Annotated in this window: 15 protein-coding genes; 10 read left to right on the top strand and 5 right to left on the bottom strand. The window is 62.6% G+C overall.

What is annotated here, in order from left to right; genetic code table 11:
- Nucleotides 1-15 precede the first annotated feature (15 nt).
- The 5 genes from B5F28_RS10335 (at nucleotide 16) to B5F28_RS10315 (ending at nucleotide 6,475) form a co-directional block, all read left to right on the top strand.
- Nucleotides 16-1,212: a DUF5711 family protein gene (locus tag B5F28_RS10335; RefSeq protein ID WP_087295817.1), complete on the top strand. Its 1,197-nt coding sequence runs from the start codon at nucleotides 16-18 to the stop codon at nucleotides 1,210-1,212.
- A 40-nt stretch (nucleotides 1,213-1,252) separates the two neighbouring features.
- Complete coding sequence (locus tag B5F28_RS10330; RefSeq protein WP_087295816.1) at nucleotides 1,253-1,930, top strand: CvpA family protein; 678 nt, start codon at nucleotides 1,253-1,255, stop codon at nucleotides 1,928-1,930.
- Between the two features lie 44 nt (nucleotides 1,931-1,974).
- Nucleotides 1,975-4,281, top strand: coding sequence for an ATP-dependent Clp protease ATP-binding subunit (locus B5F28_RS10325; RefSeq protein ID WP_087295815.1), 2,307 nt, complete (start codon nucleotides 1,975-1,977; stop codon nucleotides 4,279-4,281).
- A 249-nt stretch (nucleotides 4,282-4,530) separates the two neighbouring features.
- The gene (locus B5F28_RS10320; protein WP_247643469.1) at nucleotides 4,531-5,040 is read left to right on the top strand and encodes a sigma-70 family RNA polymerase sigma factor; all 510 of its coding nucleotides are present in this window, start codon (nucleotides 4,531-4,533) and stop codon (nucleotides 5,038-5,040) included.
- The gene (locus B5F28_RS10315) at nucleotides 5,027-6,475 is read left to right on the top strand and encodes a DUF4179 domain-containing protein (RefSeq protein WP_087295814.1); all 1,449 of its coding nucleotides are present in this window, start codon (nucleotides 5,027-5,029) and stop codon (nucleotides 6,473-6,475) included. Before B5F28_RS10320 ends, B5F28_RS10315 begins: the two co-directional genes overlap by 14 nt.
- A gap of 151 nt (nucleotides 6,476-6,626) precedes the next feature.
- Here B5F28_RS10315 and gmk read toward each other — a convergent pair whose 3' ends face one another.
- The 3 genes from gmk to B5F28_RS10300 all read right to left on the bottom strand — a co-directional run bounded on the left by gmk (nucleotide 6,627) and on the right by B5F28_RS10300 (nucleotide 9,522).
- Nucleotides 6,627-7,319 (bottom strand): guanylate kinase, encoded by a 693-nt coding sequence (gene gmk, locus B5F28_RS10310; RefSeq protein WP_087295813.1) that lies wholly within the window; start codon nucleotides 7,317-7,319, stop codon nucleotides 6,627-6,629.
- Between the two features lie 150 nt (nucleotides 7,320-7,469).
- Nucleotides 7,470-7,940 (bottom strand): NUDIX hydrolase, encoded by a 471-nt coding sequence (locus B5F28_RS10305; RefSeq protein WP_087295812.1) that lies wholly within the window; start codon nucleotides 7,938-7,940, stop codon nucleotides 7,470-7,472.
- Nucleotides 7,941-7,992: 52 nt separating this feature from the next.
- Nucleotides 7,993-9,522 carry a YifB family Mg chelatase-like AAA ATPase gene (locus tag B5F28_RS10300; protein WP_087295811.1) on the bottom strand — a complete coding sequence of 510 codons (1,530 nt, stop codon included), beginning with the start codon at nucleotides 9,520-9,522 and terminating at the stop codon, nucleotides 7,993-7,995.
- 231 nt (nucleotides 9,523-9,753) lie between these two features.
- Between B5F28_RS10300 and B5F28_RS10295 the strand changes: the two genes are divergently transcribed.
- Complete coding sequence (locus tag B5F28_RS10295; protein ID WP_087295810.1) at nucleotides 9,754-11,466, top strand: phospho-sugar mutase; 1,713 nt, start codon at nucleotides 9,754-9,756, stop codon at nucleotides 11,464-11,466.
- An 82-nt stretch (nucleotides 11,467-11,548) separates the two neighbouring features.
- Here B5F28_RS10295 and asnB (B5F28_RS10290) read toward each other — a convergent pair whose 3' ends face one another.
- Complete coding sequence (gene asnB / locus B5F28_RS10290; protein WP_087295809.1) at nucleotides 11,549-13,402, bottom strand: asparagine synthase (glutamine-hydrolyzing); 1,854 nt, start codon at nucleotides 13,400-13,402, stop codon at nucleotides 11,549-11,551.
- A gap of 21 nt (nucleotides 13,403-13,423) precedes the next feature.
- A complete protein-coding gene (locus B5F28_RS10285) occupies nucleotides 13,424-14,644 on the bottom strand; it encodes a carboxylate--amine ligase (protein WP_087295808.1) in 1,221 nt (406 codons plus the stop codon).
- Between the two features lie 188 nt (nucleotides 14,645-14,832).
- Between B5F28_RS10285 and asnB (B5F28_RS10280) the strand changes: the two genes are divergently transcribed.
- The 4 genes from asnB (B5F28_RS10280) to B5F28_RS10265 all read left to right on the top strand — a co-directional run bounded on the left by asnB (B5F28_RS10280) (nucleotide 14,833) and on the right by B5F28_RS10265 (nucleotide 21,103).
- Nucleotides 14,833-16,665, top strand: coding sequence for an asparagine synthase (glutamine-hydrolyzing) (gene asnB / locus B5F28_RS10280; RefSeq protein ID WP_087295807.1), 1,833 nt, complete (start codon nucleotides 14,833-14,835; stop codon nucleotides 16,663-16,665).
- 130 nt (nucleotides 16,666-16,795) lie between these two features.
- A complete protein-coding gene (locus B5F28_RS10275) occupies nucleotides 16,796-18,274 on the top strand; it encodes a UDP-N-acetylmuramoyl-L-alanyl-D-glutamate--2,6-diaminopimelate ligase (protein ID WP_087295806.1) in 1,479 nt (492 codons plus the stop codon).
- A 91-nt stretch (nucleotides 18,275-18,365) separates the two neighbouring features.
- On the top strand, nucleotides 18,366-20,123 hold the full coding sequence (locus B5F28_RS10270) for an Hsp70 family protein (protein ID WP_087295805.1): 1,758 nt from the start codon (nucleotides 18,366-18,368) through the stop codon (nucleotides 20,121-20,123).
- Nucleotides 20,120-21,103, top strand: coding sequence for a J domain-containing protein (locus tag B5F28_RS10265; protein ID WP_087295804.1), 984 nt, complete (start codon nucleotides 20,120-20,122; stop codon nucleotides 21,101-21,103). Before B5F28_RS10270 ends, B5F28_RS10265 begins: the two co-directional genes overlap by 4 nt.
- The last annotated feature ends 16 nt before the right edge of the window (nucleotides 21,104-21,119 follow it).

Genomic DNA, 21,119 nt, shown 5'->3' with positions numbered 1-21,119 from the left:
AAAGGGGGCGGGGATATGGAAACCAATCAAACGCCCGGCGGGGCAAAGCTCACCCGCCTGAGCGCGCTGCGGCATCGCCGCCGGATGCGCAGGCTGCGCACCGCGGCGCTGGCACTGGTGGTGCTGCTGGCGCTGGCTCTTTATGCCAGCGGTATTTTCGGCCGGGGCCTGGCGCTACTGAGCGATGTGGTGGAATCCGCCCGCATCGGGCTGCAGCCCGGCGGCGGCTGGCCGGCAAAGACCGGCATCGCCGAACCGCTCCAGGTGGAGAGCCTGGGCGGCGGCTTTGTGGAGCTGGGCAGCAAGGACCTGGTGGTCTTTTCCGCCCGGGGCGCGCAGCTGCGCAGCATCGCCCACAACTACGCCCGCCCCAGCATCAGCAGCGGCAAGACCCGCTTTGTGCTGTATAACCGGGCCGGGTATGAGCTGCGGGTGGAAAGCCGAACCCGCACACTGTACACTAACACCTATACTCAGCCTATCCTGCTGGCGGAGATGGCCTCGGGCGGAACGGTGGCGGTGGTCACCGATTCCAGCCGCTATCTGGCGGAGGTCACGGTCTACGACTCCACCTTCCAGCCCATCTACCAGTGGTACCCCAGCGATGCCGAGGGCGTGCCCGGGCAGATCGCCTTTTCCCAGAACGGAAAGCGGTTTGCCGCGGCCTGCCTGAGTGCCGCAAACGGCCAGCTGGCGGTGAAGATCCATCTGCTGGATTTGAACTCCAGCACCATCGGCCTGACCATCGACGCGGGCACCAGCCCGGTGCTGCAGATGCACTGGCTCAGCGCCAGCAAGCTGCTGGTGGTATTCCAGGGCCGCATTGCGGTATTTGATACCACCACCGGTGAGCAGCTGGCCACCTACAGCTACCCCAGCGGTACGCTGCTCAGCGTTTCGGTGAGCCAGCGGGCGGTGGGCATCCTGATCGGATCGGAAATGGCCGACGCTCCGGTGCGGCTGATCCTGCTGGACACCAATTGTCAGGAGCTGGGCACCGCTTCGGTGCCTGCACCCGCATCCAAGGTGGTGTGCACCCGTTCCGGCGCGTATGTATTACGGGGCAGCGGTGTTGCCGCTTACGACCTGAAGGGGGAATACCTTTGGGAGATGACCACCGAAAGCCAGCCCCAGGCGGTGCTGAACGCCAAGAATCTGCTGGTGTTCAGCGGCGGTCAGGCGGCGCTGGTGACCCAACCGGCCGAGGAATGACCCCTTAAGCAAAATCCAAAAGAAAACGAGGAAATGACCCATGACCATTGCCAATGGCTTTGACCTGATTCTGCTGGCGATCCTGCTGCTGGTTGCCATGCGCTACGCGGGCAAGGGCTTCGCGGCCGCGCTGGTGCAGTTCGCGGGCAACCTTGCCAGCCTGCTGGGCGCGAGCATCTTCAGCCAGAACATCGCCCCGGTGCTGTTCACCAACTTCTTTGAAAACAACTTCACCACCAGCATCGAAAAGACCCTGGCCGATGGCGGTCAGCTGCAGCTGGACCAGCTGGTGGAAAAGTACGCCGGTTTTCTGCCGGATGAAATTCAGCAGAGTATTACCCAGTCTGCGGGCGGCGTGCTCACCGGCAGCGCCCCCGAGCTGGCCGAGCAGGTGGTGAATCAGGTCATTGCTCCGCTGCTCACCCCCATCATTGCCATTGTGGTGTTCTTTGTGGCCTTCGCGCTGTGCAAGGTGATCGTGGGCTTTGTGGTGGCGGTGCTCACCAACTTCAACCGCATTCCCATTCTGGGCAGTGTGAACAAGCTGCTGGGCTTTGCAATGGGCCTGCTGGCCGGCGTGGTGGATCTGTATCTGATCCTGTGCGCCGTGTGGGCGATCATCGTGGTCACCGGCGGGTCCATCCCCTGGCTCAACCAGCAGGTGCTGGGCGAGAGCATCGGCTTTTCGCTGTTTGGGCAGTTCAATCCGTTTTATTAAGCCGGGCCTTTGGCCCCGGCACCCGAAAGAAAGGGAAATGAGATATGCTTTGTGTACGTTGTAAAAAGCGCACGGCCATTGTGTTCGTGCAGCGCATGGAGGCTGGCCAGCCCAAGCAGGAGGGCTATTGCCTCACTTGTGCCCGGGAGCTGGGCATCAAGCCTGTGGACGATTTGATGAAGCAGTTCGGCGTCTCCGACCAGGATCTGGAGAACATGGAGGAGCGCATGAGCAGCTTCATGGAGGAAGCGGGCGAGAACGGCATGTTCCCCTTCGGCCCCATGGGCGGCCAGGAGGACCCGGATGCCGATGAGAGCAATGAGGGCGACGACGACGGCTTCACCCCCGGCGGCAGCGCCACCTTCCCCTTCGGCTTCGGCGCGAAGGACAAGAAGGAAAAGGACGGCGAGAAAAACGAAAAGGGCAAAAAGTCCCGCTACAAGTTCCTGGACAAATACTGCGAGAACCTGACCGCTAAGGCCAAGGCCGGTAAGCTGGACGAGATCATCGGCCGCGAGCAGGAGATCTACCGCACCATCCAGATTCTGGCCCGCCGCCAGAAGAACAACCCCTGCCTGATCGGTGAGGCGGGCGTTGGCAAGACCGCCATCGCCGAGGGCATCGCCCAGCGCATCGCCCGGGACCAGGTGCCCTCCTGCCTGAAGGGCAAGCAGCTGTATCTGCTGGATCTGACCGGTCTGGTGGCCGGTACCCAGTTCCGCGGCCAGTTCGAACAGCGGGTGAAGGGCCTCATCAGCGAGGTGAAGAGCGCCGGAAATGTGATCCTGTTCATCGACGAGATCCACAGCATCACCGGCGCGGGCGACAGCGAGGGCGCCATGAATGCGGGCAACATTCTGAAGCCCGCCCTCAGCCGCGGCGAGATCCAGGTGATCGGCGCCACCACCTTTGCCGAGTACCGCAAATACATCGAGAAGGACCAGGCGCTGGAGCGCCGCTTCCAGCCGGTCAAGGTGGGCGAGCCCAGCCTGGCCCAGGCCATCGAGGTGATCGGCGGCATCAAGAAATACTACGAGAAGCACCACGGCGTGGAGGTCAGCCAGGCCATTGTGGCCGCGGTGGTCAACCTGAGCGAGCGCTACATCTCCGACCGTTTCCTGCCGGATAAGGCCATCGACCTGCTGGACGAGGCCTGCGCCTGCTGCAACCTGCGCCACCCGGAGATCAGCCAGCTGGCCGATACCCACAAAAAGATCGCCGAGCTGGAGGCCGAGGAGCTGGCGGCGGAGCAGTCCGGCGAGGGCGAAGGCCAGGCCGAGGAATACTATGCCCGTCTGGCCCAGATCAAGACCGATCTGGCCCGCCTGCGGGAGGAGCTGCCCGCCCTGGAGCTGAAGGCCGGGGGCATCCAGGTGGAGATGGAGGACGTGGCCAAGGTCATCGAGCTGTGGACCGGCATCCCCGCCGTGAAGGTGCAGGAGAGCGAGTTCGCCAAGCTGGTGAACCTGGAGACCGAGCTGAAAAAGCACATCATCGGCCAGGATGAGGCGGTGAGCGCGGTGGCCCGCGCCATGAAGCGGGCCCGGGCAGACCTGTCCGGCCGCCGCCGCCCGGCGAGTTTCCTGTTTGTTGGCCCCACCGGCGTGGGCAAGACCGAGCTGGTCAAGCAGCTGGCCAACCAGCTGTTCGACTCGGTGGACCCGCTGATTCGCTTTGACATGAGCGAGTATATGGAGAAGCACACCGTCAGCCGTCTGATCGGCGCCCCTCCGGGCTACGTGGGCCACGACGAGGCGGGCCAGCTCACCGAGCAGGTGCGCCGCCGTCCCTACAGCGTGGTGCTCTTCGACGAGATCGAGAAGGCCCACCCGGATGTGCTGAACATCCTGCTGCAGATTCTGGACGAGGGCCGCATTACCGACAGCCAGGGCCGCACCGTGAACTTTGAGAACACGGTCATCTGCATGACCAGCAACGCGGGCAGCACCGAGAAGACCGGCGAGACCGGCTTCAACAAGAGCGCAGAGCAGATCAGCGAGAACAAGATGATGAAGGCGCTGGGCGATTTCCTGCGGCCGGAGTTCCTGGGCCGTGTGGATGAGATCGTGGCCTTCAAGCCGCTGAACGAGCAGAGCCTGTGCCGCATTGCCGGGCTGATGCTGGACGAGTACCGCCAGCCCATGGCCGACAAGGGCCTGGCGCTGGAGTACACCCCCGCTGCGCTGGAGCAGCTGGTGAAGGAGTGCGGCGGCGTGAAGTTCGGCGCCCGCGACCTGCGCCGGGTGATCCGCAAGCAGGTGGAGGACCCCCTGGCCGAGCGCTTTGTGGCGGGCACCCTCACCGGCACCGCAAAGCTGGATGTGCAGGACGGCAAGCTGGTACTGGTGTAATCTTGCGCTTGTTAACAGGGCGAAAAGCTGGTATAATAGCAACATAAATACCCGGACAGACCGGGCATCGAGGCCCCGGCTCTGCTTTGTGCAGAGCTGGGGCTGCCGTGTATTATGGCATGTTTCGAAGTTGTAACCAAGAGGTATCGATTTTCTTAAGAAAATCGCAAGAATTTTTTGAAATTTGAAATATTTCAGGGCGCAGGTATCGTTTGTAGAATGGAGGCGCTCAAGAAGGAGCGTGATTTTGTGGCCTCGCAGACCCCATGCACCCAGCAGCAGATGGAGCGGCTGGTGGACGAATACGGCAACGGAATGCTGCGGCTTTGCTGCATGTATCTGGGGGATGTGCATCTGGCTCAGGACGCTGTGCAGGACGCCTTTGTAAAAATTTATCGGGCCTGGCCCGCCATCCCGGATGCGGCGGCGGAAAAGGCCTGGGTGATGAAGATCACCGTGAATGTGTGCAAGGATTATCTGCGCAGTGCCTGGAAGCGGCGGGTCAATCTGGTGGACCAGTACCCTGAACTGCCCGCGGGCCAGGAGCCCCGTTCGGAAGAAGGCCGCCTGATCCAGGAGATCATGGCCCTGAAGCCGAAATACCGCGAGGTCATCCTTCTGCACTATTATCAGCAGCTGCGGGTGGGCGAGATCGCCGCCATTCTGGGCGCGCCTCAGTCCACTGTGAGCATCCGGCTTCACCGGGCGCGGGAGCTGCTGAAAAAACGTTTGGAGGGAGGGCCGTATGAGGATCTTTGACGACAAACGCTGCGACGATACCATCCGCCTCGCGATCGATCGCGAGTTGGGAAGCATCCAACTGGATGCTTCCCAAAAGAATGCTATCCTGGCCCAGTGCAGGCCCAGCCTGACCGTAACGCCGCGCCGCCGCCCGATGCGCCGTGTGCTGGCGGTGGCAGCAAGCTTTGCCGCGGTCATGGTGCTCAGCGCCGGTACGCTGGCCGCTGCGCCGGAGCTGCGGGAAAGCCTGAAAGGCCTCTCGGAGGACACCATTGCCATTCTGCAGCCGGTGAATGAGGTGAGCGAGGACCAGGGCATCCGCATGGAGGTGCTGGGCGCGGTGAACGACGGCGGCGTGGCCGTGGCGTTCCTGAGCCTGCAGGATACCACCGGGCAGGGCCGCGTGAGCGATACCGTGCGTCTGATGGACTGCAAGATCAGCGAGGACATGGGCATGGCGTTTGCTCACGTGGTGAGCTACGACGAGACCACCGAGACCGCTATCCTGCGGCTGGAGGGCATGGGCGGCGACGTCGATGCCGGGGAAAAGATCACCGTGAGCGCCCGCTCGCTGCTCAGCGGTGAGCAGCAGGTGAGCGATGAGCCCACCGGCTACACGGTGAGCGAGCTGCTGGCCAGCGGTCCGGCTGCGGAATACGCAGCCCCCGAGGAGGGCCAGGTCATGGGCAGCATGGCGGCTTCGGGCGATATGGAAAACGAAGTAATCAGCCTGGAGGAGATCGATCAGCTGAAGGATTCCGGCCAGGTGCCGGTGCTGGAGCCCTGGGCGGAAAGCCTGAAGATCGATGGCGTGGACTGGGCCAGTGTGGCCGCCGCCGCCAAGATCGGCAACCAGCTGCACATTCAGTACAATACCGACAGTGTGCTGGGCGGTGTGAACAGCATTGGCTTCCGTTTGCAGGACGCCTCGGGTCAGATTCTGGACCTGCCGGTTCTGGAGCTGAACATCGGTCCCCGCACCGAGCTGAGTCAGGAGCTGTATTATACCGCCACCAATGAATATGTGCTCTTTTTGCCCGAGGACCGGGATGTGAGCGACATGGAGCTGGTCTACAGCGGCACCACCTATGAGTCCCTGACTCAGGGCGAGTGGTCCACCACCTTCCGGATGGAGCAGGTGAAGGAGCGGCTGCAGAGCAAGCTGAATCTGGACCTGGGCGGCTGGAGCGTGGAGAGCGTGACCATCTCCCCGGTGGCGCTTACCGTGCGCGGCAGCGGCGATATGTGGGATATGGGCAGCGAGATGCCCATGCCGGAAATCACCATCCAGCTGCAGGACGGCACCCAGGTGGAGACCTCCGCCGCCGGTACCTCGGTTTCCGATGAGGGCGTGACACTGAACAGCATGTTCAACGAGATCCTGGATCTTTCCCAGGTGAAGTCGGTTACCCTGAACGGCGAAGCGCTGGATATGGAATACATCACCGAGTAAAATCAAAATCCGCCGGGAAGGCCTGAATGCAGGCACTTCCCGGCGGATTTTTTGTGCAGAGTGGGCAATCGACAGCGGGCAGTTGGCATAGAGAAAGCCCCCGGAAACCTCCGGGGGCTTTCTTATGTGTTGCGGGAAATGACAGAGAAGCTTAGTCCCGGCCGATGGAGAGGATCTCGTCCGCCAGATCGGACTGGGGTGCCAGCTCGCTCTCGATGTAGCTTTCCAGGAAGGCGCGCATGCTGTTGCGGCTGTAACGGTTGCCGTGGATGATCTGGCCCAGGCGGCGCACGGTCTTTTCTACGGTATCATTGATCAGAATGTAATCATACTGACCGGCGCACAGAACCTCTTCCTGTGCGGTTTCCAGCTCAGAGCGGATCTTCTCCTCGGTCTTGGTGGCATCCGAGCGCAGGCGGCGCTCCAGCTCCTCCCAGGAGGGAGGCATGATGAAGATCAGGGTAGCATCCGGGCAGAGGGTGCGGATCTTGGTGGCGCCCACCACATCCACATCCAGAATCACGTTGCGACCCGCCCGGCGCAGCTTTTCCACTGCGTTCTTGGGGGTGCCATAGCCGTTCTGGCCCCGGTAGACATATTCCAGCAGCTGCTGGGAACGGATCAGCTGCTCGAACTCCTGATGAGACACAAAGTAGTGGTCCTCGCCGTCCTCTTCATCCGGCCGGGGGGGCCGGGTGGTCACGGAAACACATTTGCAGGCATTGGGATGCTCTGCAATGTAGTTGGTGATGACGGTGCTCTTGCCTACGCCGCTGGGACCGGAAATGATGACCAGCTGACCATACTCCGCGATTTTATCAAAATAAGTTTTCTCAACGCTCATAACTGAAAGCAACCACCTTTCCAAATAATGTGCAGGGGACCTGTTACCTTCATTATGGTACGTTTTGTGTTAAAAGTCAATAAAAAATGAAAGGATATACGGAAAAGTTTTCGATAACTTACACAACAACCTGTTTTGATTAAAAAATGGTCACAGCGCTAGCGTCCGGCCGTTCAGAACCGCCCCGGCAAGCGCTTCGCCCCGGTAGATCAGCTTGAGCAGAAAGAAGGGCTCCTCCTTCGTCAGCAGCTCCAGAAAGACCCGGTCGCCCTCCCAGAGCCGCAGTGCGGGCACATCCTCCTTTTTCACCCAGGCCAGCTCGCCCTCGTCGCAGTCGGCGAGCTGGCCCTCAAAGCCGTCCGCTGTGAACAGATGCATGTACTCGGTGGGCCATTCGTCGGATACAAAGGTCACGATGCCCCGGCAGCGCCAGCGGGTGAGGGTCAGGCCGGTCTCCTCCTTTACCTCACGCACCAGGCATTCGTCCGGGCTTTCGTTTTCCTCAAACTTGCCGCCCACGCCGATCCATTTGCCGGCGTTGGGGTCCTGGTGCTTTTTTACCCGATGAAGCATCAGGTAGCAGCCGTTCTGTTCAATGTAGCAAAGGGTAGTGTTTTTCATGGGTTCTCCTTATTTTGCCTGAGCCTTTCGGCGCGAATGATGCGGTGCGGCTTTATTTGTCGTACCAGTATTTCCGGTCCAGGCTGCGGTACTGCAGCGCTTCGGCCACATGAGCCGCTCCGATGGTTTTGCTGCCGGAAAGATCGGCAATGGTGCGGCTCACCTTTAAAATGCGGTCGTGGGCCCGGGCGGAGAGCCCCAGCCGGTCAAAGGCAGCCCGCAGGGTGGCGGCGGCTGCGTCGTCCAGGCGGCAGACCTGCCGCAGGGCCCGGCTGGGCAGATGGGCGTTGCAGGTCACACCGGTGGTCTCGAACCGGGCCAGCTGCACCGCACGGGCAGCCAGTACACGCTCCAGAATGGCGGCGCTGCATTCGCCCGGCTCCTCGGCGCTCAGTTCGTCGTAGGCCACGGGGCTTACATCCACGTGCAGGTCGATCCGGTCCAGCAGCGGGCCGGAGATCCGCTGGCGGTACCGCTCCACCGCGCTGGGCGGGCAGGTACAGGGCCGGGTGGGATGGCCGAAATACCCGCACTTGCAAGGGTTCATGGCGGCAACCAGCATGAAGCGGCTGGGGTAGGTGGCGCTGCCGGAGGCCCGGCTCACGGTGACCACCCCGTCCTCCAGGGGCTGGCGCAGCACCTCCAGAGCATCCCGGTGGAATTCCGGCAGCTCATCCAGAAACAGCACCCCATTGTGGGCAAGGCTCACCTCGCCGGGGCGGATCTGTGCGCCGCCGCCCGCCAGGGCAGGGGCGCTCACGCTGTGGTGCGGGCTGCGGAAGGGTCGCTGGGTCAAAAGGCCGCTGTTTCCGGGCAGCAGCCCGGCCACCGAATAGATCTTGGTGCACTCCACCGCCTCGGGGCGGGTGAGGGGAGGCAGGATGCCCGGCAGGCGGCGGGCCAGCATGGATTTGCCGGTGCCCGGCGGGCCGATGAGCAGCACGTTGTGACCGCCCGCGGCGGCGATCTCCAGCGCGCGCCGGGCCATCAGCTGGCCGCGCACATCGGAAAAGTCCAGCCCGTCGGTGTGTCCCTGGCCCGAGAAGGGCGGGCAGACCGCGGCGGTCAGCTGCGCTTCGCCCCGCAGATGGTCCGCCACCTGACGGGCGGTGTCGGCGCCGTAAACCGTCAGGCCCTCGGCCGTGGCCGCCTCGGCGGCATTTTCGGTGGGCACGAACAGCTCGGTCACCCCGTATTCCGCCGCCGCCAGCGCCATGGGCAGAATGCCCTGCACCGGCCGCAGCGCGCCGTCCAGCGACAGTTCCCCGATAAAGGCCTGGTGCGCCCCGGGCGCGGGCAGCTGCCCGGCGGCACACAGCAGAGCCAGAAATACCGGCAGGTCGTAAAGAGGGCCGGTTTTGCGCACGTCTGCCGGGGCCAGGTTCACGGTAATCCGGCTGGAGGGCCAGGAAAAGCCCAGGTTCTTCACCGCGCTGCGCACCCGGTCCGCCGCCTCCTTGACCGCGCTGTCAGGCAGACCCACAATGGAAAGCTGGGGCAATCCGCCGCTGATATCCGCTTCCGCCGTGACGGCGAAGCCTGCCAAGCCCCGCACGCCAAAGCTGTTCACTTTTGCAAACATGCCATCCGCTCCGTTTTTTCAAAAATTTCAGTTCCTTTTTAGTATACTTCCAGCGGGAGAAATGCACAAGGCGCAGCTTCTGTGAAGAATGCGGCATTTTAAAGTGATTAACTTGTTTGCTTGCACAAAAACAAACGGCTCGATTGACTTTTCGAACAGACTCCATTAGAATAAAGATGATAGATACTTTATACAAAAAGTGTCGAAATAAACAAAAAGCAGGTGTGTGCAATGTATAAAAATGAGTACGAGCGCTGGCTGGCGTTTGATCTGGACGACCCGGATCTGAAGCCCGAGCTGGAAAGCGTGAAGGATGACGACGAGGCCATCAAGGACCGGTTCGCCGTGTCGCTGAAGTTCGGTACCGCCGGTCTGCGCGGCGTGATCGGCGCGGGCACCAACCGGATGAATGTGTATGTGGTGCGTCAGGCAACCCAGGGCCTGGCCAACTGGGTCAAGACCCAGGGCGGCACCCAGACCGTGGCCATCAGCTACGACAGCCGCATCAAGAGCGATGTGTTTGCCAAGGCTGCTGCCGAGGTGCTGGCCGCCAACGGCGTGAAGGTGCGCATCTACAAGGCACTGATGCCGGTTCCCGCACTCAGCTTTGCCACCCGTTACTACAACTGCAACGCGGGCATCATGGTCACCGCCAGCCACAACCCCGCCAAGTACAACGGCTACAAGGCCTACGGCCCGGACGGCTGCCAGATGACCGACGAGGCCGCCGATGTGGTCTACGCCGAGATCCAGAAGACCGATGTGCTCAGCGGCGCCAAGACCATGTCCTTTGAGGAGGGCATGGCTGCCGGTCTGATCGAGTATGTGGGTGAGGATTGCTACGAGGCCCTGTACCAGGCCATCGAGAGCCGCAGCGTGCGGCCCGGCCTGTGCAAGACCGCCGGTCTGAAGCTGGTCTACAGCCCGCTGAACGGCAGCGGCCTGGTTCCCGTGACCCGTGTTCTGGGCGACATCGGCATCACCGATATCACCATCGTGCCCGAGCAGAAGGACCCGGACGGCAACTTCCCCACCTGCCCCTATCCCAACCCGGAGATCTTCGAGGCTCTGCGTCTGGGTCTGGAGCTGGCCGAGAAGTCCGGTGCGGACTTGATGCTGGCCACCGACCCGGATGCCGACCGCGTGGGCATCGCCGTGCGCTGCAAGGACGGCAGCTATGAGCTGCTGAGCGGCAACGAGGTGGGCGTGCTGCTGCTGGACTACATCTGCAAGGCCCGCATCGAAAACGGCACCATGCCCAAGGACCCCGTTATGGTCAAGAGCATCGTGTCCACCCCGCTGGCGGACGTGGTTGCCGCCCACTACGGCGTGGAGTGCCGCAACGTGCTCACCGGCTTCAAGTGGATCGGCGACCAGATCGCCCGTCTGGAGGCCGCCGGGCAGGTGGAGCGCTTTATCTTCGGCTTCGAGGAGAGCTACGGCTACCTGGCAGGCAGCTACGTGCGGGATAAGGACGCCATCATCGGCAGCATGCTGATCTGCGAGATGGCCGCCTACTACCGCAGCATCGGCTCCTCCATCAAGGAAGAGCTGGACCGCATCTACGCGGAATACGGCCGCTACCTGAACAAGGTGGACAGCTACGAGTTCCCGGGCCTGTCCGGCATGGACAAGATGGCCGGCATCATGCAGAAGCTGCGCCAGGAGCCCCCGACGGAGTTTGCAGGCTACAAGGTGGTTACCGTGTCCGACTACCAGACCGGCACCCGCACCGAACTGGCCACCGGCAAGACCGAGACCATCGATCTGCCCGCGTCCAACGTGCTGATCTACGCTCTGGAAGGCGGCGCCACTGTGGTGGTTCGTCCCTCCGGCACCGAGCCCAAGATCAAGACCTACTTCACCACCCTGGGCAAGGACCTGGAAGAGGCTCAGGCCCAGAAGGATGCCCTGGCCGAGGCCCTCAAGCCCATCCTGGCCTGAGTGAAACGACAGTAAAACACATAGAAAAATCCCCGAGGAGCGATCCTCGGGGATTTTTTTGCATGTGATTGGAAGGGGAAAATCAGCGCAGCACGAAGAACTGCTCGTACCACAGAATGAAGCTGTAGAAGCTCCAGATCTGGGTCATGCCGCCGTTCTTGCCGCTCTTGTGCTCGTCCAGCAGGCGCAGCAGCTCGGGCACATTGAAGAACTTTTCGGCCACCTCGCCCTCGAACTTCTCCCGCACCATCTGGTAGTACTTGTCCTGCCGCAGCCAGTCGTTCAGCGGCACCGGGAAGCCCAGCTTCTTGCGCTTGGCCACACTCTCCGGCAGCTGCTTGAGGGCCGCACGGCGCAGCGCGATCTTGGTTTCGGTCTTGCTGGACCGGTACCGGGCGGGGATGGAGAGCGCCAGCTCCAGCATCTCCTTGTCCAGGAAGGGCACCCGCAGCTCCAGGCTGTTGGCCATGCTCATCCGGTCCGCCTTCAGCAGGATGTCGTAGAGCATCCAGGTGTGGATGTCCACCCACTGCAGCTGGGTGGGCTCGTCCAGACCGGCAGAGGCGTCAAAGTAAGGCTTGAAGAACTCCTCAGGGGTCTTCTTGTGGTACTGCTTTTTCAGGTACTTGTCTCGCTCGGCGGGGGTGGCGAACACGTAATTGGCCCGCATGCACCGCTGCCAGGGCTCCTTGGCGCCCCGCATCAGGAAGTTTTTGCCCTTGAAGTCCGGCAGAACACCGGCCACCGCGTCCGCGGCCTTGCGCAGGAGACGGGGGGTCTTGTGCTCGTACTCCTCAAAGTGATGGGCCGCGCAGTACAGCGGATAGCCGCCGAACAGCTCGTCGGCGCCCTCGCCGGACAGCACCACCTTCACATAGCGGGCGGCGTTTTTGGTCAGGAAGTACAGCGGCACCTCGCTGGGGTTGGGCATGGGCTCATCCAGATACCACTGGATGGTCTTGTTGGCCTCGAAGAACTCGTCGGCGCTCACCTTGTTGGCGATGCTGGGCACGCCGATCTCCTTGCTGAAGGCCTGGGCATAGGGCAGCTCGGAGTATTTTTCCTCCTCGTAGCCCACGCTGAAGCTCTTCACCTTGGGGGTGCCCTTGGATACCTCGTTCACCACGAAGCTGGAATCCACGCCGGAGGACAAAAAGCAGCCCACCTCCACGTCGGCGATCTGGTGTACCTTCACGCTCTCGGCGAAGGTCTCGGTGATGGCCTTTTCCCAGTCCTCCAGGCTCTTGGTTTCGTCCACGTGGTAGCGGATGTCATAGTACCGCTCCACCTTCAGCTCGCCCTTCTTCCAGGTGAACATGTGCGCGCCGGGCAGCTTGTACACGCCCTTGAACATGGTCTCCTCGTTGGGGATGTATTCGATGGACAGGTACTCGGGCAGACGCTCCTCATTCAGCTCCTTTTTGAAGCCAGGGTGGGGCAGAAAGCCCTTGATCTCGCTGCCGAAGATGAAGTGACCACCCTCGTTGTAGTAGTAATAGGGCTTGATGCCGAAGATGTCCCGCGCGCCGAACAGGGTCTCGTTTGCCTTGTCCCACAGGATGAAGGCGAACATGCCCCGCAGCTGTGCAGGCAGGCCGCTGCCCCATTCCTCGTAGCCGTGGATCAGCACCTCGGTGTCGGAATGGGTGGCGAAGGTGTGCCCGGCGGCTTCCAGCTGGGCACGCAGCTCCATGAAGTTGTAGATCTCGCCGTTGAACACGATGACGATGCTGCCGTCCTCGTTGAACATGGGCTGGCTGCCGCCCTCCAGGTCGATGATGGACAGCCGCCGGTGGCCCAGAGCCACCTGCTCATCCACATAAAAGCCCTCGCCGTCCGGTCCGCGGTGGGCGATCAGGTCCGCCATCTGCTTGATGGTCTTTTTTGCCTCTTCGGCGTTATGCTTTGCACTGGCAAAGCCCACAAATCCGCACATAGTGCCTCCCTTTCCGCCCGGTCAGTCCCGCAGGCTCTTGTTGCCGAAATAGCGCTTGTATTTGCGGTAGTTGTTCAGCTGATTTTTGGCGTACCAGATGGCCCGCTTGAGGGTGAAGTCCTCCTTGCAGAACAGCTGGTGGGTCACCTTGCCCTCCTTCATCAGCCTGCGTACCTCGGCCAGCAGGCCCTGGTCCTTCAGGTACTTCTTGATGATGCCGGTGGGGGCGATCATCCACAAATGACGGGTGTCGGCAATGGTCAGGCCCTGGGGCTTGTTCTCCACCACGTCCTCCACCAGCCACTTGGCCAGGTTGTAGCCGCTGGCGGTCACAAAGAAGCTGGACCGGCCCTGGCGGGGGTTCATCTCGAACAGCTTGTACTGGCCGTCGCGGGAATCGTACTTCATGTCGAAGTTGGAGAAGCCCTCCCAGCCCACGTCCTCCAGGAAGGCCTTCATCCGGCCCATCAGCTCCTCGTCCTTGATGGACAGGATGGCCGCATAGTTGCCGATGCCCTCGGGGGTCTGCTCCTCCAGCAGGGGACGGCCCAGCGCCATCAGGTGGACCTTGTGATCCTTACCGGAATAGCAGTTCAGCACCCGCATGCAGTTGTCGTCGCCGGGGATGTATTCCTGCAGCACCAGGTTGTCCTGGTAGCTGGAGGAGTAGATGGCGGCGCAGATGGCCTCGTACTCCTCCCGGTTGTAGGCCACGAAGACCTTCTTCTTGTGGGGGAAGCGGCAGTTCCAGTAGGCCACGCTGTTGCTGGCCTTGATGATGCAGGGGAACTCGAAGGGCAGCTCCACGGTCTTCCAGTTCTGGTTGGTGCAGCCGAAGGTCTTGGGGTAGGCAAGGCCGTGGGCCTCACAGGCCTGGTAGAAATACTCCTTGGTGTCCAGCTGCTCCACCAGCTCGGGGGTGGGGCAGGCGAACTTGTAAAGGCCCTCCAGAGCGGAGCGGTTGCGGGCCATCAGACCGGTGTAGTTGTCGCCGCAGCTCACCAGCACCAGGGTGCGGCCGGTGTGGGCGGCGGCGAAGTCCTGCAGGGTCTTCACGAAGACCGCGTCGTTTTCCAGATCGGGCTCCACCACGGCCATCTTCACCAGCTTGGAGTTGGCGGTGGCAGCCAGCGCGCCCTTGCCGATGGCAAGGCTGGTCACGCCGTATTCCATATAAAAGCTGCGGGCCATGCCGTAAACGTTGGCGTCGCTGCCCAGCAGCACGGGAAGGATCTGTTCCATAGGTTTTAATTTCACCTGAACTTTCCAAATTATTGGCTTATTTTGTGTTGCTCATAAGCCATTCTATTTTACTTCTTTTCTTTATGAATTGTCAAACAAAAGCAAAGCTTTTAAACCGTTCCCTAATGTAGTATAATAAGAAAATAATTGGGCTACTCTGCCCGTATGAGGGAAAGGACTATCACATCATGTGTGGAATTGTTGGCTTTACCGGCATGCGCGCCGGGCGTGAAGCGATTTTGAAAGCAATGACCGACGCCATCGCCCACCGCGGGCCGGACGGCGAGGGCAGTTATTTCGGCAGTGGGGTGGCGCTGGGCCACCGGCGGCTGTCCATCATCGACCTTGCGGGCGGTGCCCAGCCCATGTTCAACGAGGATAAAAACCTGGCCGTGGTCTTCAACGGCGAGATCTACAACTTCATGGAGCTGCGCGCTCAGCTGGTGGAGGCGGGCCACACCTTCTCCACCGACCACTCGGACACCGAGGTTCTGCTCCACGGCTACGAGGAGTGGGGCGAGGGCATGCTGGCCCAGCTGCGGGGCATGTTCTCCTTTGCCATCTGGAACGAGGCCGAGCAGACCCTGTTCTGCGCCCGGGACCACTTCGGCATCAAGCCCTTTTACTACTACCTCACCGACGAGGGCGAACTGCTCTTCGGCAGCGAGATCAAGAGCTTCCTGGTCCATCCCGGCTTCAAAAAGGAGCTGAACGAGAGCCAGCTGGAGCTGTATCTCAGCTATCAGTATTCCCCGGGGGAGGACACCTTCTTTAAAGGCGTGAAAAAGCTGCTGCCTGCCCACAGCCTGCTGTGGAAGGCGGGCGAGGTGAACGTGAAGCGCTACTGGGAGCCCCGCTTTGAGCCGGAAGAGGGCAAGACCCTCTCCGACTGGGAGAGCCGGGTGGAGGAGGTCATGCGCCAGAGCGTGGCCGCCCACAAGATCAGCGACGTGGAGGTTGGTTCCTTCCTTTCCTCCGGCGTGGACTCCAGCTACATGGCCTACCTGGCCCATGTGGACAAGACCTTTACCGTGGGCTTTGCTAACAAGCAGTACGACGAAACCGACTACGCCGCCGAGTTCAGCAAGTTCATGGGCGTGAAGAACTACGCCTACCGCATCGAGCCGGAGGAGTATTGGGAGAACCTGCCCCGCATCCAGTACCACATGGACGAGCCCCTGGCGGATGCCGCCAGCGTGGCCCTCTACTTCGTGAACCGGGAGGCGGCCAAGCAGGTGAAGGTCTGCCTGTCCGGCGAGGGCGCGGACGAGTTCTTCGGCGGCTATAACATTTATAAGGAGCCCTTCACCGTCTCCTGGTACGATCACATCCCCCTGCCCATCCGGCGGGCCATTGGCGCGGTGGCGGAAAAGCTGCCCCCGGTGCACGGTGTGAACTTCCTGGTGCGGCGCTCCCGCCCGCTGGAGGAGCGCTACATCGGCAACACCAACCTGATGGGCGAGCGGCGCAAAAAACAGCTGCTGAAACACTATACCGGCAGCAAAAAGCCGACCGATCTTTCCAGAATGTATTTCGAAAAGACCGCTGGTCAGGACCCGGTGACCCGGATGCAGTACACCGACCTGCACCTGTGGATGGTGGGCGACATTCTGCTGAAGGCGGACAAGATGAGCATGGCCAACAGCCTGGAGCTGCGGGTGCCCTTCCTGGACAAGGAGGTCTTCGAGGTGGCGCGGCACATCCCGGTGGAGTGCCGGGCGGATGCGGACCACACCAAGATGGCTCTGCGGGGCGCGGCGGCCCGGAGCATTCCGGAAAAGACCGCCGACAAGAAGAAGCTGGGCTTCCCGGTGCCGGTGCGCGCCTGGCTGCGGGAGGAAAAATACGCGGCCATCGTGCGGGAAAAGTTCCAGAGCGAATCCGCCGAAAAGTTCTTCAACACCCGTGAGCTGACCAAAATGCTGGACCAACACATGAGCGAAAAGCGGGACAACTGGCGCCAGATCTGGTGCGTGTTCATGTTCCTGACCTGGTACGAGGAATACTTTGTGAAGCGCTGAGCCTCACACCGCCCCGGCGAAAAGCGGCAAGGCCGCGCCGCCGGGCGCATACATAAAAAGCAGGGGCCTGCCCGAGGTGGGCATGCCCGCTGCGCATTGATCCCAAATCAAGCAGAGGGGGCATTTTACCATGAAATTACAAGAACTGCTCAATGGGCTGGACTACACGCTGGTGCAGGGCAGCCTGGACACCGAAGTGGTGGACATCGCCTACGATTCCCGCAAGGTGCAGCCCGGCTGGGCTTTTGTGTGCATCGTGGGCACCAACCGGGACAGCCACGACTACGCCATGGATGTGGCGGAGCAGGGCGCTTCGGTGCTGGTGATCGAGCACAAGCTGGATGAGCTGCCCCAGGGCGTGACGGTAGTGCAGGTGGAAAGCAGCCGCCGGGCGCTGGCGCTGCTCTCCTGCAACTACTTCGGCCGGCCCGCCGAAAGGCTGATCACCATCGGCGTGACCGGCACCAAGGGCAAAACCACCACCGCCCACATGATCCATTCCGTGATGAACGCGGGCGGCCACAAGTGCGGCATTATCGGCACCAACGGCGTGGCCTACCCGGGCGTGAATCGGGCGCTGGTCAACACCACCCCGGAAAGCTACGAGCTGCAGAAGATGTTCACCGAGATGCTGGCCGCCGGATGCGACAGCGTGGTGATGGAGGTCTCCAGCCAGGGCCTGATGATGGACCGGGTCACCGGCATCCATTTCAAGGTGGGCGTATTCACCAACCTGTATCCGGACCACATCGGCGGCCCCGGCGAGCACGCAAGCTTTGAGGAATACCGGGCCTGGAAGGGCCAGCTGTTCCGCCGGTGCGATGTGGGCGTGGTGAATGTGGACGACAAGAACTGCAGCACCCTGCTGGCGGGCCACACCTGCAAGCTGGTCACCTACGGCATGCACCGCGAGGCCGACTTCCGGGCCAGCGATCTGCACCTGCTGCGGGAGGAGAACTTCCTGGGCATCCGGTTCCATGTGTCCGGCCGGGAGGATATGGATGTGAAGGTGAACATGCCCGGCGAGTTCAGCGTTTACAACAGCCTGGCCGCCATCGCGGTGGGCCGTGTGCTGGGTGTTGCCCATGACGCCATCCACGACGGACTGATGAACATCTCGGTGAAGGGCCGGGTGGAGCTGGTGCCGGTGAGCAAGGACTTCACCGTGCTCATCGACTTTGCCCACAACGAGGTCGGTGCTGAGAGTCTGCTTTCCACCCTGCGGGCCTATGAGCCCAAGCGGCTGGTGGTGCTGTTCGGCTGCGGCGGCGACCGCAGCCGCCTGCGCCGCTACGGCATGGGCGAGGTGGCCAGCCGCAAGGCGGATTTTTTGATCCTCACCGAGGATAACAACCGCTTTGAATCGGTGGACCAGATCATCAAGGACATCAAGATCGGCATCGCCCAGGGCAACCCGGACGTGCCCTATGTGGAGATCCCGGACCGTCTGGACGCGCTGCACTACGCGCTGGATCACGCCCAGAAGGGCGACCTGATCGCGGTGATCGGCAAGGGCCACGAGACCTACCGGGACCGGATGGGCAAAAAGACCCCCTTCCTGGAGCGGGAGCTGATTCTGGAATACGCGGCCCAGATCGGGCTGAAATGACCCCTGCCGCCCGGACGGGCGGCCCAGCCGGGGCGGCTTTGCCAACAAGCAGCCCCGGCCATTCTATCGAAAGAAGGCAGGAAAACGACCTATGGCCATTCTTGGCATCGACCTTGGAACCACCAACAGTCTGGCCGCCGTCTGGAAGGACGGCCGCAGCCAGCTGATCCCCAACGCCTACGGCGAGACTCTGACCCCCAGTGCGGTGAGCATCGATGAGGACGGCACCGTGCTGGTGGGCGCGCCCGCCCGGGAGCGGCTGGTCAGCCACCCGGAGCGCAGCGCCACCGCGTTCAAGCGCAGCATGGGCACCGACCGGGTGTTCACCCTGGCCGGGCGGGAATACAGCCCGGAGGAGCTGTCCGCCCTGGTGCTGCGCCAGCTCAAGCAGGACGCCGAGGCTTTTCTGGGCGAGCCGGTCACCGAAGCGGTGGTCAGCGTGCCCGCCTACTTCAACCATGCCCAGCGGGCCGCCACCAAGCGTGCGGGCCAGCTGGCCGGCCTGACTGTGGACCGACTCATCAACGAGCCCAGCGCCGCCGCCCTGGCCTGCTACGACCCGGAAAAGGGCGACGCGGCCTTTCTGGTCTATGACTTCGGCGGCGGTACGCTGGATGTCTCGGTGGTGGACTGTTTTGAAAATGTGGTGAACATTCTGGCCGTCAGCGGCGACAACGCCCTGGGCGGCAACGATTTCGACGCGGCCATCGCCCACATGTACTGCCAGAAAAACGGCATCGACTATCAGACGCTGCAGCCCCGCCAGCGGGCGATTTTGCTGCGGCAGGCCGAGCAGTGCAAGCAGACCCTGACCCAGTCCCCCATGGCCATGATGGTACTGGAGCTGGAGGGCCTGAAGGGCTCCATGGCCCTCACCGGCCAAATGCTCATTCAGCAGGCCCAGACCCTGTTCAGCCGCATGCGCACTCCGCTGCTGCGGGCCCTGAAGGACAGCGGCCTTTCTCCCAGCGAGCTGCAGGCGGTGGTGCCGGTGGGCGGCAGCTGCAAGATGCCGGTGGTGCGCCAGTATTTAAACCATCTGCTGGGCCAGAAGCTGGCCAATCCCGGCAGCCCGGACACCGTGGTGGCCTTGGGCGCGGGCATGTACGCCGCCATGAAGGAGCGCCGCACCGAGGTGAAGGAACTGGTCCTCACCGATATCTGCCCCTTCACCCTGGGCGTGGGCGTGTACAACCCGGCGGATGAGGACAACCTGCTCATGAGCCCCATCATCGAGCGCAACAGCGCCCTTCCCACCAGCAAGGTGGAGCGGTACTACACCACCAGCGACGGCCAGACCCGGCTGCGCATCCAGGTGTTCCAGGGCGAGGAGATGTACTGCCGCGAGAACCAGAAGCTGGGCGAGCTGGATCTGCCGGTGCCCGCCGCACCCGCCGGAAAAGAGGGCGCGGATGTGCGCTTTACCTATGATATCAACGGCATTCTGGAGGTGGAGGCCACCAGTCTGACCACCGGCCGGACCATCAGCACCGTGCTGGTGGGCCAGGGCAGCGGCCTGACCGAGGAGCAGGCCCGCCGCCGTCTGAAGGAGCTGGAGGGGCTGAAGATCCACCCCCGGGACCAGCAGGAGAACCGCCTGCTGCTGGCCAAGGGCGAGCGCCTGTGGCAGGAAGCTCTGGGCGAGGAGCGCCAGGTCATCGGCCAGGCGGTGCAGCTGTTCGGCGAGGCGCTGGCCAGCCAGGAGAACGGACGCATCCTGCGGGCCCGGGCCCGCATCAAGGACCTGCTGGACCGGCTGGAGGCTGGTCTCTCACTGGAAGGGCTGGATTTTTCCGGCTTTGACGATCCGGACGATAATCCGGATGAGGATGAGGACGAAACGCTATGAGCATCTGGGAGGTTTTGGGCATTGCGCCCACCACCGATAAGGCGGCCATCCGGCACGCCTATGCGCAGAAAACACGCACCTGCCACCCGGAAGAGGACCCGGAGGGCTTTGACGCGCTGCACAAGGCCTTCACCGCCGCCATGCGGGCCGCCCGTCAGGGCGTGAGCATGGCGGTGATGGAGCAGGAGAGCCCGGCCGCCCCTGCGGCGCCCGCGGTCTCTGTGCAGCAAAATAGCGCCGAGGCTCGCCGCGCCGCCGCAAAGGCCGCCCGTGCCGCCCGCCGTGCCGCCGAACAGCAGGCGGTGGAGCAGTATGCCAGCCGGGCCCAGCGCCGGGCGGGCAAGATCATCCAGTTGGGGCAGGGCGAGCAGGAGGAGGGCCAGCAGTTCGACTTCGCGGCGGTGGACGCCGCTCCGGCCCAGACCGCGCCGGAGCAGAAGGCAGAGCCGGATCGCCCGCTCACCCATGAGGAGCAGGCCTGGCGCAACAGCCCCGCCCCGGTGCCCGAGCAGGAGCGGCAGGAACAGCCGAAGCAGGAGGCAAAGCAGCCGGAGCAGCAGCCCATCTACCGGCAGCAGCCCGAATACCAGCCGATGGAGATTGCCTCCAGGCCCCGGTCCGGCAAGGGCTGGCGCGTGGCCTCGCTGGTTCTGGCAGCGGGTGTCCTGCTCCAGCTGGTGCGTGGCGGCTATGTGAGCGCCACGCTGCTGCTCATTGTCCTTTGCTGGTGCGGCATGCAGGGCGTACGGGTGGACTGGACCCAGACCCGGCTCGGCAGACGGATTACGGGCCTGTGGGCCGTGGGCGTGGTGCTGCTTCCCGTGCTTTGGTTCTTCGTGATGACCATCACCTGGGGTCTGCACGGCGCACAGGACGCCGCGCTGGACTACGCGGTGGGCGCCATCTTCCTGAGCGTTCTGGCGGCTCCCTTCGGGCTTTGCTCCACTCTGGTGGCAAGGCAGCGGGCCAACCGCCTGTAAAAACACATCACAGCCC

Source organism: Gemmiger sp. An194, from assembly GCF_002160145.1.
In the GTDB taxonomy this organism is placed as follows: domain Bacteria; phylum Bacillota; class Clostridia; order Oscillospirales; family Ruminococcaceae; genus Allofournierella.
This window is presented reverse-complemented; position numbering and strand designations above follow the sequence as displayed.

What these genes read in the sequence shown, in the direction of transcription:
- B5F28_RS10295 (WP_087295810.1), top strand. Translation starts at nt 9,754, where the DNA reads ATGTATAAAAATGAGTACGAGCGCTGGCTGGCGTTTGATCTGGACGAC.
- B5F28_RS10325 (WP_087295815.1), top strand. Translation starts at nt 1,975, where the DNA reads ATGCTTTGTGTACGTTGTAAAAAGCGCACGGCCATTGTGTTCGTGCAG.
- B5F28_RS10300 (WP_087295811.1), bottom strand. Translation starts at nt 9,522, where the DNA reads ATGTTTGCAAAAGTGAACAGCTTTGGCGTGCGGGGCTTGGCAGGCTTC.
- B5F28_RS10315 (WP_087295814.1), top strand. Translation starts at nt 5,027, where the DNA reads ATGAGGATCTTTGACGACAAACGCTGCGACGATACCATCCGCCTCGCG.
- B5F28_RS10265 (WP_087295804.1), top strand. Translation starts at nt 20,120, where the DNA reads ATGAGCATCTGGGAGGTTTTGGGCATTGCGCCCACCACCGATAAGGCG.
- B5F28_RS10275 (WP_087295806.1), top strand. Translation starts at nt 16,796, where the DNA reads ATGAAATTACAAGAACTGCTCAATGGGCTGGACTACACGCTGGTGCAG.
- B5F28_RS10335 (WP_087295817.1), top strand. Translation starts at nt 16, where the DNA reads ATGGAAACCAATCAAACGCCCGGCGGGGCAAAGCTCACCCGCCTGAGC.
- B5F28_RS10270 (WP_087295805.1), top strand. Translation starts at nt 18,366, where the DNA reads ATGGCCATTCTTGGCATCGACCTTGGAACCACCAACAGTCTGGCCGCC.
- asnB (WP_087295809.1), bottom strand. Translation starts at nt 13,402, where the DNA reads ATGTGCGGATTTGTGGGCTTTGCCAGTGCAAAGCATAACGCCGAAGAG.
- asnB (WP_087295807.1), top strand. Translation starts at nt 14,833, where the DNA reads ATGTGTGGAATTGTTGGCTTTACCGGCATGCGCGCCGGGCGTGAAGCG.
- B5F28_RS10330 (WP_087295816.1), top strand. Translation starts at nt 1,253, where the DNA reads ATGACCATTGCCAATGGCTTTGACCTGATTCTGCTGGCGATCCTGCTG.
- B5F28_RS10305 (WP_087295812.1), bottom strand. Translation starts at nt 7,940, where the DNA reads ATGAAAAACACTACCCTTTGCTACATTGAACAGAACGGCTGCTACCTG.
- gmk (WP_087295813.1), bottom strand. Translation starts at nt 7,319, where the DNA reads ATGAGCGTTGAGAAAACTTATTTTGATAAAATCGCGGAGTATGGTCAG.
- B5F28_RS10285 (WP_087295808.1), bottom strand. Translation starts at nt 14,644, where the DNA reads ATGGAACAGATCCTTCCCGTGCTGCTGGGCAGCGACGCCAACGTTTAC.